Genomic DNA, 13,655 nt, shown 5'->3' with positions numbered 1-13,655 from the left:
TTTTATTAATAGCGGTACGGTTATAAAGCCTATAAATCATTTCGATATAAATTGATTACATCTTTTAAAGCAGCAGCTGCAGCTCCACGTGGATTAGAAGCTCCACCAATTGTAGTGACTTGTCCCATTGTATCTGTAAAGAACGTAATTCCTTTTTCCGTGCCATTTATATTTGCTAACGGATGTTCTTTCTCTAAATTACAAGGTTGTACACTAAGGTTTACTTTTCCATTATCATCTTTATATGCTGATGCAATTAATTTAATTGATTTATTTTGTTCCTTTGCATTTTGAATTTGTTGCGTTGTAACGTGCTCTATTCCGTTTATTTTTATATCTTTGAGTGAATAATCGTTTCCCATTAAACTATTCGTCAAAAGTAATAATTTACAAGCGCTATCCATCCCGCTTATATCTAATAACGGGTTAGTCTCCGCAATTCCTTTATTTTGTGCTTCTTGCAATGCTTCTTCAAACGTCTTATATTCTTCATGCATCTTTGTAAGAATATAATTTGTTGTCCCGTTCAATATTCCTTCTATTTTTTCAATATGGCAACCTGCTAAACTTAGTTGTCCTATGTCTAATGTCGGTAACGCAGCGGCAGTTGCACCGCTATATCGAATGCGTGATCCTGAAATACGTGCTGCTGTATTCAGTTCACTCCAAGCTGTAACAAGTGCACCTTTTGAAATAGCTACTATATCCATTTGTTTTTCAATAGCTTGTTTCATATACTGTTTCCCTGGATTTCCATTTTTAAGATTTGTAGCAGTTGATTCAACCAATACAGTACCATTTATATTAATCGTTCCGCGTTCCTCTGGATAATGTTCGATATATTTTTCAATTGCAGCAGAACCATCACCATACGTCAATAAATCATTAATCTGCAAACCTTTCCCGTTATGTATTGCAATATTTCTTCCTATCACTCCACTAACAACTAAGTCAATTCCATATGTTTCATTTATATATAAATATTTTTCATTTAATAATTTTATAAACTCTCTTCCTACTGTCCCGTATCCTGATAATACAATTTGAATTTTCATAATATCCCCCCATATCTTTATACCAAATCCCTCTTTCAATATAATATAAAGCGCCCTCGAATTCCATCGAGAGCGCTTTATATTATCTATTTCGGTAGACGTGATAATTTTCCAACAATTGTTCTATAAAACTCTTGAATGTTAGAAAAACCTAACGTGTCTGAAACACTAAGCCCTACCATATCAAGATGGTCCCAATTTGCTTTCGTTTCAATATGATTCCATTTTCCAATTTGTAAAGACTCATTATTATTTACAAAAGTATTAGACGCAGGCGCAATCATAGAATTTGTATTTACTACACCATCGTTTTGCCACCAAGAAGTATCTATTAATGGTCGGTTTTCTTCATATCTTGCATAAGAGCCTAAGAAGAATGCATTCCCCATTAGCACTTTATTCATTGTTATATGCGGTAGATGCAAACCTGTTATAGGTGCTGCTTGCGATGCATGTCCACTATAGGATAAGTAATATACATCCGATTGCGTCTTTACCCAATTATTTAACTCCTTTGCTCCATCAGTACTTAAATCCCATTGACTAATATCTTTTGTATTCTCCCAAATTGAACTATTTAAAATACGATCAGTATATTGGAAAAAGGACTCTCCAGCATATTTTTTCATACCCCATTGATCCAATTTAAAATCATATAATGATAAATTATTGTTTCCTCCTAAACTCGCAGCTGTAATGAGAAAATCTTTAACGAATGGCAATAGAAGACTCCCGTCTGCAAGTGTTGTCCCATTATGAGGAGTTGCTAAAGTTGTAACACTATGAACATACGATTTACCGCCTTCAAATAGTGGTGATATCTTTGCGTTCGGATGATTTTTCACATGATTTTTTTCTTCATAACTGCCTTCTTTTAATAACTGCACTAATGTTCTTGTCGTTTGTCCACCCATGCTATGCCCAACTAAATGAACTTTATTTGTTTCACTCCAATTCGGTGCAAATCCACTATAAGTTCTACCAAAACGATTATGTCCATGTTTCTCAGCATGCGCCGCGCCGTAGTCTACTGTTCCACCGTTAATTTGCGCGTATAATTCACATGCACGGTCCCAGTTACTAGAAACTGGCCCAACAGCTGCAGTATGTACTGTATAACCATTTCTTTTTAAATCTTCTTGTATATCATGAACACCACCCCAATATTTTACCCCTAGCATTTCCTCTCTACCCCATCCAGCAAATCCATTCACTAAAATGATAGGATAATTATTTTGTTGTCTCTCTTCAGCGTATGTTGTTTTCGCTGCGAATGAACAAACAGTTACTAATGTAAAAAAACATACTTTTAAAAATAACTTCCCCATACTTTCTCCCCCTAATTAAACGCTTTCATTTTTCCGTGAAAAAGATTGACACAATCAGTTTTTAACTTAAACATAATGTAAAGTATTTTATATACGTTGTATATATAGACAACATACACAAATGTTGATAAATATTAATTCAAGTAAACATTTTCTTTTTACAATACAACTTGTAAATCTGATTATTTGAATTTATAATTGAATATAGTTTCCTCATGTCAAATGGATTTAATAATCATAAGAAAACTTATTTCATTACTTGAAAAGGAGGAAAAAGCATGCAAATCGAATCAAACATTCATACATTATCTCAACCTACTAAAATAACTCCATCTATTCTTGAGCATAATACTATCTCTTCTACTAAACTTGAAGGTAAGAAAGCGGATGATCCTATCAAGTTCGATATTCGTTCCTCTGAAAAAGAAATGAAACAGCCTGAGCATAAATTTAACGAATTAGATTTATGGAAGATGTTAAAGGATAAAGGTGTTCCTTTATGGATCATCCTTGAAATGCTACAAAAGTCTCGTAAAGAAAAAGAAGCTCAAAATAATTCAGTTCAAAATTCAAATACGATTGAAGAAACGAGTGAGGCTCGATTAGATGAAGTAATGTAAAGCATAATATTTGATTGGTCTATAAACTAAAAAGAGTTCAAGATTGATAAAGTTTTTATCAACCTTGAACTCTTTTTTAAGATTTTTCTCCAATCGTTACAAACTGAAAAGATACTTCTCCTTCCAAACCTTTAATTAGCCTTGTTACTTTGACATTTTCATTAACCAATGTATTATCTGTCGACATTTTAGGTTTTTCATCTCCTAAAGATTTTTTCAGATGAAGAAGGTGCATTTTCGTTTCATTTACCTTTATTTCTTTATACACACTATTTTGTGCTACAATCACATACCATTGCGTTGGATATTTACGAGTGTTACCTATCCAAGCGTCACTATCGTATAAAACTGGAATCTCTTTTCCTTCTAATTCAATACTTTTCATATTCTTTTCGTCTTCATGTGTAAACAACAGCGAACCTTCTTTTGGGAAATTCGGTAACGTATCTATAATATAATTGGAGCCATTATCTCGTTTACGAAAAACTTTTTCTTTAATCAATGCTTGTGCTGTAGATTCATTTAAAATTAATACCTGTCCGTTTCCATAAGTACCTGTTTTCACAGAAAAGACTTCATTTGCTTTCGTAATTTCCTGATAACGATTAATAATTGGTGAAATTTTATTTTCATTTCCAATGATTAATAAACCGTTTGCAGGAAATGGATCCTCCTTTTTAGAACATGCACTAAAACTTATTAATAGTAGTATCGTTAACATAAAAATAGTTAAAGTTCTTTTCATCGCGTTTCCTTTCATCATACAGTTCATTTTTTCCACATACTTTAATGTAGTCTTACAAGCTAATAAACTCTATTGCTCCATAACCTTATAAAGCTTTTGCAGGTAACGCCAACGGGTTATAAAGAAATATAATACTTGTATACATATAAATGAAATTAAAATAACGATAGAGCTATTAATTATAGAAAAATCGACTAATTGCTGTAATGCCGTATAAGCGACTATAGTATGAATCACTGCAACAACAATCGGTAAGAAGAACATTAATAATAACTGTCTCGTTACAATTTTTTTTAATTCTCGTTTACTTAATCCCATTTTCGAAATCATTTTATATTGCTGTTGATCGCGATCCAAATCAGTATATAATCGGAAATAAATAAAACTAGCAGCGAATGTGAAGAAGACGATTCCGACTAAAACACTTGCCATAAGTAATAATCCATTCGTTTGCTTTGCACTTAACAAATCTATAGTTAAAGCCCGAAATTGAAAATTACCTACTCTAGTATCTTTCTCAAATCTACTAATTAATTCGTTTGAAATTCCCTTCGTTTTCATCCAATCGTCTACAACAAATCCGTAAGTACGATATTGAATGTCTTTATTAACCGGGTCACTAGTAAGAGGTATTCCATCATATACCTGATCTTTAACAGCGATATAAATAGTTCTAGAATCATGTGGTAAAACTAAATTTTCTACAGCTTTTTTCACATGAAATGTCTTTGTCCAATCTCCTTGAATGACTTCTATATTCTTTTTATACTCGCCATTTTTAAATTCTTGTTTTTGCGATACGACTCCAGGAATTAATAAAATTTCATCTTCTTTTTCGATTGTTTCTTGTTGATAGCCTAGTGCTTTAGCAAGATCGTTATATTCACTTAACTTCATTACATTTACACCATTTTCCGTGTATATATATGAAGATGAAGCCATTCGATACGGGATATTAGCATCAGAAAGGTGTTTTTTTATAATAGAAAGATTTTTATTTAATACTTTGTCGTTTTCAAAACTTTCATACAAAAATGTATACGGATTTGTCATCCTTACCAAATCCCTATTTCCAATTGCAGCTGTTGTACCAATCGCTGTAAATGCAACTGCTGAAACAATAGATACTATAAAAAACATCGTTGCATTATCTTTCATACGGTAAATTAATTCAGAAAATGTTAATATATTTGTTCTCTTTAAAAAGAAAGATTCTCTCCTTTTCGCAAGGTGCAATATATAAACGCTACACTGTGTATATAAAAAGTACGTTCCTATAATTACTAGGAGCACCCCTATCCCAAGCGTAATAAAATTAGTACTTGGGATAAAGCGAAATACTGAAAAATATCCATACCCTATACTAATTAAAGAAAGTAGCGATAATAAAATTGATGCTTTCGGTTCTGGCTTTGGCTTTTCCTCTGCTTGTATAAGTTCCACAAGTTCTGTTACTTTTATCATTTTAAATGTAACGAGCGAAACAATTAAAAATAATAAAAGAAATGTGATGACTGTTAATAATACAGCCTGCACTGGTATATAAAAAGGCAAACCATTACTAATCATTAATACACTTGCGCTTATCAATAAAACTAGTTTAGAAAATACGAGTCCAATGAGAATTCCTATACAAATTGAGCCAAGTCCAATCAACATATTTTCAATTAATAATAATTTCTTAAGCTGTCTCATTGACATACCTTGCATCATTAATATCCCAAATTCTTTCTTACGCGTTTTTAAAAATGAACTAACTGAATATAGAATGAAGAAAAATGAAAATACAAAAATCAAGCCTTGCGAAACTGAAAATCCCAATGTACCAAATGCACTTATTGTTGCACTTGTCGATTTCAACTCACCTTGTAAATCAGGATGAAATAATAAAAGAGCATACGTAAAGAAAATCATAATAGAAAATGCACTACTTAAAAAATGAGCAGCATATGTACGCTTATTGCGAAAAATATTATTAAATGCGAACTGACGAAAAGTCATGCCTTTTCCCTCCTAACAAAGAAAGGACATCCATAATCTTTTGATAAAATGCTTGCCTACTTTCACCACAATAAATTTCGTTATATAGTTGACCATCTTTAATAAATATGACTCTGCTGCAAAAACTCGCTGCATACGGATCATGTGTAACTAACATCATCGTAGCTTTTTCTTCTTTATTTAAAGTATCTAGCATCTCCATTACATCATTTGAAGATTTAGAGTCTAAATTCCCTGTTGGTTCATCTGCAAGTAATAATTGTGGCTTATGAACAATTGCACGAGCAATTGCTGTTCTTTGAGCTTGCCCCCCTGAAATTTCAAAAGTTCTTTTACTCAATATATCTGTAATATTTAATTTCTCTGCAATTTCTTCAACTCGTTTGTTCATTTCTTGTACAGAAACACCATCTAATGTCATCGGCAATACGATATTTTCCTTTACTGTAAGTGTGCTAAGTAAATTAAATGATTGAAAAACAAATCCTAATTGTTTCCTACGGAATAAAGCCAAATTATCTGATGTCAACTGGAAAGGATTTGTACCATTTATTAATATTTCTCCCGATGTTGGAGAGTCGATAGTAGATACCATATTTAATAACGTTGTTTTCCCGCTCCCTGATGGCCCCATAATCCCTATAAATTCACCTTCTTGAATTGATAAATCAATATCTGCCAATGCTTTAAAAGGTACTTTCCCTTTATATACTTTACTAATACTTTTTGCATGTAGAATTTCCATTTATATTCTCCCTTCATTTGCACTTCTCACAATATAGTGTAAATGAATTGTCTTATAGCACATATTGATTCATCTTTCATTTATCTTACACGCTTGTAAGATTTCTAAAAAAACTGATAACAAACCTATTTTCAAACTATAATTAACGATTATTCATCTTATAATATCTATATAGTAGTATGAAATACAATACTACTTATTTCTGGTTGCCAGGACACCTTGTAAACCTATTAAATATATAAATAAAAGTGAGTTTAAGAAACAATTATCATCATTAAAAGTTGCTGTATTCCTTGTATTCTTTATTAGCAACATAAAATATATTATAAAGAAAAACTATAGAACTTCAAAACGATGAATAACAACTTATAATTCACAATTAAAATCAAAAAGTAAATAGTACATAAAAAAGCTTAGAGCTTTAGCTCTAAGCTTTTTTAAAATCATTTCATTCCATTATAACTCCTTTTAAAGAGCGATATTTTTTATCCACTCTGATTTGCTCAATAAATAATGATTATATAGTTGGTTTTCTATCGTCTGTTGGCTTATATAAGTAAATCCACATTTTTCAATAACTCTATTTGATGGTGCGTTGTTTATTAATGCAATTGCGTTAAGGACATCCACATTTGTATTTTCAAACAAATAGCCGATCAAGCCTTTTGTCGCTCTCGTTGCATAGCCATTATTATGATATTCACTTGAAACAGCATACATAATTTCTCTGTTCGGTGCAGGAAGCTCATCTTTCATACCTGTGCAGCACCATCCAATAAATTCATTTGTGGTTTTCTTAAATATTCCTAGTCTTAATATGTGATCATCTATGTTAGTCGTAGTTCTCACTGCATTAAGAAATGCTTTATTTTCTGGTATTTCATAATTTGCAACCCAATTACCCCTTTGTTCTTTCGTTGATTTCCAGTCGGGTAAAAACTTTTCTATTTCTGGTTGATTTGATATTTTATAAATACTCTCTGCATCTTTGACCGTAAACTCTTGTAGGTATATATCTCCACAATCTATTCTAAATATATTAGTCAAACTCTTTTCTTTCATTTTAATCCCCCTTACTTACGTTAAAGCGCCTTAATCTGCTTCGTAAGTTCTATAAACCGTTCATCGAGTTCTTTATATTCTTTGTCTTTAGAAGTTAAAAAGCTTAATTTCCCTAATACTTCTTGTCTTTCTGTTTCTAACGTTAAACGAATCTCTTCAATTTCATCTCTTGTTTTAATAGGTTTCTCTAGCTGCTTTTGTATCGTATTATTTGAAAACACAAGTTTCGTGTTAGTTGTTTTCTCTAGAAAATATCGATCGTGAGAAACTATAACTAGTGTTCCATTATACTCCGCTAATGTATTTTCAAGCTGTTCACGCGAAGGAAGATCAAGGTGATTCGTCGGTTCATCTAAAATAAGCACATCTTTTTCATCCAAAATATAAGCCATTAGCTTACATTTTACTCGTTCACCCATGCTCATATGTTCAATCGGCTCTTTCCATTGAGAAGCTTGGAATCCTAAATGTTTCATTAAATTTTGGACTTTTCCTCTTTCTTCAAACGTCTCTTTAAAAAATAAATCTTCTGGTGTTTTATCAAGTGGTAAATCAAATACTTCTTGTGTTAAATAACCGATGTTTGCAGATGGTGAAATCCATATATCCCCTTTAGCCATTTCTGTTCCCATAATCATCTTCAATAAGGTTGTTTTCCCGCAACCGTTTGGTCCAATAATCGCAACTTTCTCACCGTGCTGGATTGTAAAATTAACGTTTTCAAATAATATTTGTTTATTAAATCCTTTCCTCAATTGTTTCACTTCTAAAAAGCGTTTTCCTACTTTTTTATTCGCTTGAATAGAAAATTCAACAGCATACTCTTCTTTAACTCGTTCTACTTTCGATTTTTCAAGCTCTTTTTCAAGACGTTTTCGTTTTGACTTAACTTGTGCATCCGTTCGCTTCGCTTTTACACGATAAAACTCTTTAAAACCTTCTTGTTTTGTAGACTGTGCATGCGCTTTTTGTGACCATGAACTTAATTCTTTTATTTGTGATTCTACAAGTTCAATACGTTTTTGTTGTTTTTCATATTCACGCTGCTGCGTCAATCTTTTTTGCTCACGAACTTTCATATAACTTGTATAGTTCCCGCTATGGTCGATTAATTTTTTATCCTCAATTGACCATATTTTTGTTGCGACAACATCTAAAAAATATCGATCATGCGATACGACGATAACGGTACCTTTCATATTTTTTATTTGTTTAATGAGAAATTCCGTACTCATCTCATCTAAATGATTTGTCGGTTCGTCTAATATTAAGACATTAGGATTTTCAGCAAATCCTTTAGCTAGTCGAACTTTCAGCTTTTCACCACCACTTAACGTAAGAAAATCGTTCGTTGGCACGCCCCATTTCGCAAGAAGTTCTGCTTCTTTTGCAATCACATCATTACTAATAAAGGATTCTATTTCTTGTTCAACATATGCTGTTGTCACATCCATTTGCTGCCATTCAACAGTACCTTTTGATGGCTCAATCTTCCCATTTATTAATTGAAGCAACGTTGATTTACCGGCACCATTTTTACCAATTAATCCGATAACATCCCCTTGTTTTACTGTAACATTCATTTTCTCTAACAAAGTATTTTCCATTATTTCAACATAAACATCATTTAATTTTAAAAGTTCTTTCATATTACCGATCCCTTTCATTAAGGGAGAACAAAAAAATCCTCCCAAAGTAATTTTGGCAGGATTAGTCGTTACATTATTTATACCCAAATAAGCTATTACGCAAATCAAATAGCAATACCGTTGAATGGAATCGGGCAGACTAATCCTATTTTTTACAAATTGAAATTTATTTAATTTCAACATTTAAAAATAAGATTAGTTAATCATCGTCCACCCATCATTCCTTTCCGTCATTAGTAACCATATTATACCATAGTGGTATTGTATACGTAAATATTATTATATGTACTGCAAAAAAACTTTTCCCTCTTTGCACTTCATATCAATAAAACACAAACTACAATTTCATGTTCTTCTTGCTTTAGATTTCCCTATCTATAAACTTCTATATACTCCTCCTTATATAATTTTTATATAAATTTATCATCAATTATATATTATACATATTGAATTTCAGTTCTTATAATAAAGATATCATTTTTAAGGGGGCATTCTACAATGGAATTTAGCAAACTAGGAAACAGTGGATTAACAGTAAGTAAGATTGCATATGGGAACTGGATAAACCATGGTGGAAAAGTAAACGAAGATACTGCAAATGATTGCGTGAAAGCCGCACTAGATGTAGGAATTACAACGTTCGATACTGCTGATGTTTATTCGGACACGATAGCCGAGGAAGTACTTGGCCGATCTTTAAAAGGTATACGCCGAGAAAGTATAGAACTATGTACAAAAGTATGTCATCCGACTGGAACTGGAAAAAATGATCGTGGATTATCGCGAAAACATATTATAGAAAATTGTAATGCATCATTAAAACGGTTGCAGACAGACTACATTGATGTCTATTATGCACATAGATTTGATACAACAACTCCCCTTGAAGAAACGATGTTAGCTTTTGGTGATCTTGTAAGACAAGGTAAAGTCCTTTACTTAGGCGTAAGTGAGTGGACATCAGAACAAATTACCCGCGGTGCAGCACTTGCACGAGAATTGAACATTCCACTTATCGCTAGCCAACCTCAATATTCGATGTTGTGGCGAGTTATTGAAACTGATGTAATACCAACATGTCAACGTGAGGGACTTGGTCAAGTTGTTTGGTCTCCCCTTGCACAAGGTATTCTCACAGGAAAATATCAACCTGGTAAACCCTTGTCGAATCAATCCCGTGCTAACTCTGATGCTGGTAAACCATTTTTCCAAAAACTCGTGCAACGTTGGATGAGTGATGATGTACTCACTGCAATTCAGAAACTTAATCCCATCGCGCACGAAACTAATCTTACCTTATCTCAACTCGCTGTTGCTTGGGTACTACAAAATCCAGCTGTTTCCTCCGCGATTATCGGTGCTTCAAATCCGGAGCAAATAAGAGAAAACGTAATTGCTTCTAGTGTTAAATTGCAACCTGAAATTATGGATCAGATTGATAGTGTACTAAAAGGTTTCATTGAGTATGATCCGAGCAAAACAGGTTGAAACATCAGTGAATTCTCCCTATAAAGAAGCTTTCCTTTCCAAATCCACACTGCCCATCCTATAAAGATGGGCTTTTATCTTTTAAATTCACATTGTGAAGTCGTATAAACCTCTCTAATAACTGTTAAAAAGTTCTCTAACACAACAGACTTTTCATCTAGTCTCCATCCAACATATAAATTTATTTTCGGGGTATTTTCTTGAATTTCTTTATATATGACTCCCGATTTTTTATAACTTTCCACTGATGATGGAACGACAGAAATCCCCATTCCTGCTGCAACTAAATTCACAATCGTTTGCATTTGAATCGCTTCTTGAACAATATTTAAACTTACTCCATGTTCCCAAAAGTAACTAATAATTAAATCGTAAAAATTTGTACCAAAATGACGTGGAAATAAAATAAATGGTTCATCCACTAATGATTTGATTGGAATTTTACGTAACGAAACGAAAGGGTGCTCTTCATGCAAAACCAGTTTTAAATATTCTACAGAACAAACTTCGGAAGTTAATATTTCATTATTCTGCTTGGAACGAATAAATCCAATATGAATTTGTTTTTCATAGAGCGCTTTTATTTGTTGATCTGTTGTCATTTCGCGTAATATGAGCTGGATTCTGGGGAACCGTTCTCGAAATTTTTTTAATACATTTATAACGGTTTCTGTAGAATCGACAAAACCGATTATTAAATGTCCTATCTTCCCTTCATTCGCAAGCTGTGTTTCTTTAATGGTTCTATCTACTTGAAGTAACGTTTGTCGTGCACCTTCTAGAAATATTTTTCCAGCATCGGTAAGTTCAACCATCCTTTTCGTTCGATGAAAAAGTTGAACTCCTAATTCTTCTTCTAATTTACGAATTTCTTGACTTAAAGGTGGTTGTGCCATCATAAGACGTTCTGCTGCACGGCTAAAGTTTAATTCTTCTGCCACCGTTATAAAATATCTCATTTTCCGAATATCCATTTCAAGCCCCCTATCATTCGCAACTTATAAAGGATTCTATTTTATTATTAAAAAGCGTTTATGTATGTAGTATTTCATTTATTCTTATCGGATTCGTTTTGCTTCTCTTACGTATATAATATTTCATTCTCCAATTTTATCAAGGGTACAAAACAAGGCTAAAAAACTTATCTCAAAAGTTTTTTAGCCTTGTTTACTTTTTACACATTACAAAATTTAATTCGTACAACGGTACCTTTATCAACTTCTGAATGGATTTCTACACTATGTCCTAATTGTTTTGTAATTTCATATACAAGATATAGCCCCATTCCAGTTGATTCTTTAAAATCTCTACCATTTTCTCCTGTAAAGAAAGGTTTAAATACTCTTGGCAAATCTTGCTTCGGTATCCCTACGCCACTATCAATAATTTCAAGTACAACTGTATTACCTTCCCTACATGCTTTCACTTTAATCTTTTCTCTACTACCTGATGAGTATTTAATCGCATTCGATATAATTTGTCCAATTAAAAATTGCAACCATTTCGCATCACTTTCTACAGTAATACCTTTATCAATTTCAAGCTCTGGATATACAAAATTCCGGATAAAGAAGCGTTTATGTTCATGCACGGAATCATTTACTACTTTATGTAGTTGTACTCTTTCTACATAAAAATCTTGTGTGAATGCTTCTAAACGTGCGACATATAATGCCATCTCTAATCCCTTTTTCAACCGATCTGTTTCCTCATTAATACTTTCAAAACGTGAATCCACTTCATCCTGTGTAATTAATTCTATTACAGATAGAGGTGTTTTCATTTGATGAATCCACTGATTCATAAAGGTTAAATGATCATTATTTTTTCTCTCTTGTAATTGCAGCTGATTTTGATAATGACGATATTGTGCATCAAGCAGATCTTGAAGTGCAGTAGATAAAACTGCAAAATCAGATTTTTGAACAGATTCATCCAAAGATTGCAATGGATTTGCTAAACGTTCATAAAAAGAACGATGTGTAAAATAACGAAAAACTAAATAACTTACCATAAAAAAAGCACCTAAAAACATTGCATATAATGCCGTTGAAATATGATTATGCCCATCAAACCAATAAACTAGGAATATGGCTAGTAGTTGGATCGCTGTAAAACAAATGAGTGGTATATGATCACGTATAAACAGCTTTATCATTTTTCCATACCAGTATCCCAAGTAATATGCAACCTATATCCAACACTACGAATCGTTTCAATTGCTCCTTCAATTTGTAACGTTTTTAACTTTTTACGCACACGTGTGGTATTTACACTTAATGTATTGTCATCAACATAAGATTCACTATCCCATAATTTATTTAATAATACTTCTCTACTCACAACACGTGGATAATATTTCATTAGCGTCTCTAATAAAATAGCTTCGTTTCTCGTTATATCAATCTCTTGACCCCTAAGTTTTAACACAAGTCTTTCTGGATATAAACAAAGACCTTGTTGCTCAACCATTCGTTCTTCTAGTTTCGGTGCATAGTCTCCGTAAGCACGTCTTAAATGACTACGAATTTTTGCCATTACAACTTCATAATGAAAAGGCTTCGGAATAAAATCATCGCCACCATTTTCTAACGCCATAACTTGATCCATCGTACCTTCACGGGCCGAGATAAATAAAATTGGACATGTGGAAACCGCACGAATTTGACGACACCAATAGTAACCGTCAAAGCTTGGTAAATTAATATCTAATAAAACTAGCTCTGGTTGTTCTTCTAAAAATATGTCTAACACATTTTGAAAATCCGATATAACAATTCCTTGGTAACCGTATTTCGCAACATAAGTTGATAATAGCTCCGCAATTTTCATATCATCTTCTACAATCATAATTTTAACCATTTCTGAACTCCTTTTTGATCCACAATCTCAAATATACTTATATAAATAAATACTACCTCTTTTCACAAAATCCGTAAAATAGAAAAAGAATACTTTTATA

Annotated in this window: 12 protein-coding genes; 2 read left to right on the top strand and 10 right to left on the bottom strand. The window is 32.6% G+C overall.

Annotation, left to right across the window (positions count from 1 at the left end; translation table 11 throughout):
• Nucleotides 1-29: 29 nt before the first annotated feature.
• Together ABH960_RS19490 and ABH960_RS19485 are read right to left on the bottom strand one after the other, a co-directional pair.
• A complete protein-coding gene (locus tag ABH960_RS19490) occupies nt 30-1,055 on the bottom strand; it encodes a homoserine dehydrogenase (protein ID WP_098168297.1) in 1,026 nt (341 codons plus the stop codon).
• 86 nt (nt 1,056-1,141) lie between these two features.
• Entirely contained in the window at nt 1,142-2,383 is a 1,242-nt protein-coding gene (locus ABH960_RS19485; RefSeq protein WP_219302512.1) for an esterase/lipase family protein, read from the bottom strand.
• 278 nt (nt 2,384-2,661) lie between these two features.
• Here ABH960_RS19485 and ABH960_RS19480 point away from each other — a divergent pair, with 278 nt between their 5' ends.
• Entirely contained in the window at nt 2,662-3,003 is a 342-nt protein-coding gene (locus tag ABH960_RS19480) for a DUF3914 domain-containing protein (protein WP_113936350.1), read from the top strand.
• A 76-nt stretch (nt 3,004-3,079) separates the two neighbouring features.
• On the opposite strand, the gene ABH960_RS19475 is transcribed toward ABH960_RS19480, so the two are convergent.
• From ABH960_RS19475 to abc-f, 5 genes are all read right to left on the bottom strand, one after another.
• Nucleotides 3,080-3,763 carry a lipoprotein BA_5634 family protein gene (locus ABH960_RS19475; RefSeq protein ID WP_404447861.1) on the bottom strand — a complete coding sequence of 228 codons (684 nt, stop codon included), beginning with the start codon at nt 3,761-3,763 and terminating at the stop codon, nt 3,080-3,082.
• Nucleotides 3,764-3,817: 54 nt separating this feature from the next.
• Entirely contained in the window at nt 3,818-5,749 is a 1,932-nt protein-coding gene (locus tag ABH960_RS19470) for an ABC transporter permease (RefSeq protein ID WP_404447654.1), read from the bottom strand.
• Nucleotides 5,724-6,494, bottom strand: coding sequence for an ABC transporter ATP-binding protein (locus tag ABH960_RS19465; RefSeq protein WP_404447651.1), 771 nt, complete (start codon nt 6,492-6,494; stop codon nt 5,724-5,726). Before ABH960_RS19465 ends, ABH960_RS19470 begins: the two co-directional genes overlap by 26 nt.
• A 468-nt stretch (nt 6,495-6,962) precedes the next feature.
• Nucleotides 6,963-7,556, bottom strand: coding sequence for a GNAT family N-acetyltransferase (locus tag ABH960_RS19460; RefSeq protein WP_404447648.1), 594 nt, complete (start codon nt 7,554-7,556; stop codon nt 6,963-6,965).
• Between the two features lie 20 nt (nt 7,557-7,576).
• Nucleotides 7,577-9,205: a ribosomal protection-like ABC-F family protein gene (abc-f, locus tag ABH960_RS19455; protein WP_404447645.1), complete on the bottom strand. Its 1,629-nt coding sequence runs from the start codon at nt 9,203-9,205 to the stop codon at nt 7,577-7,579.
• A 498-nt stretch (nt 9,206-9,703) separates the two neighbouring features.
• Between abc-f and ABH960_RS19450 the strand changes: the two genes are divergently transcribed.
• Entirely contained in the window at nt 9,704-10,693 is a 990-nt protein-coding gene (locus tag ABH960_RS19450; protein WP_404447642.1) for an aldo/keto reductase family protein, read from the top strand.
• A 74-nt stretch (nt 10,694-10,767) separates the two neighbouring features.
• Here ABH960_RS19450 and ABH960_RS19445 read toward each other — a convergent pair whose 3' ends face one another.
• The 3 genes from ABH960_RS19445 to ABH960_RS19435 all read right to left on the bottom strand — a co-directional run bounded on the left by ABH960_RS19445 (nt 10,768) and on the right by ABH960_RS19435 (nt 13,555).
• Nucleotides 10,768-11,667 carry a LysR substrate-binding domain-containing protein gene (locus ABH960_RS19445; protein WP_341091590.1) on the bottom strand — a complete coding sequence of 300 codons (900 nt, stop codon included), beginning with the start codon at nt 11,665-11,667 and terminating at the stop codon, nt 10,768-10,770.
• 200 nt (nt 11,668-11,867) lie between these two features.
• Nucleotides 11,868-12,851 carry a sensor histidine kinase gene (locus tag ABH960_RS19440; protein ID WP_341093259.1) on the bottom strand — a complete coding sequence of 328 codons (984 nt, stop codon included), beginning with the start codon at nt 12,849-12,851 and terminating at the stop codon, nt 11,868-11,870.
• Nucleotides 12,848-13,555 carry a response regulator gene (locus ABH960_RS19435; protein WP_404447638.1) on the bottom strand — a complete coding sequence of 236 codons (708 nt, stop codon included), beginning with the start codon at nt 13,553-13,555 and terminating at the stop codon, nt 12,848-12,850. Before ABH960_RS19435 ends, ABH960_RS19440 begins: the two co-directional genes overlap by 4 nt.
• Nucleotides 13,556-13,655 lie beyond the last annotated feature (100 nt).

The organism is Bacillus sp. RC252 (assembly GCF_044909215.1).
GTDB lineage: Bacteria > Bacillota > Bacilli > Bacillales > Bacillaceae_G > Bacillus_A > Bacillus_A mycoides.
The sequence above is the reverse complement of the archived record's forward strand: the minus strand, read 5'-3'. Positions and strand labels throughout refer to the sequence as shown.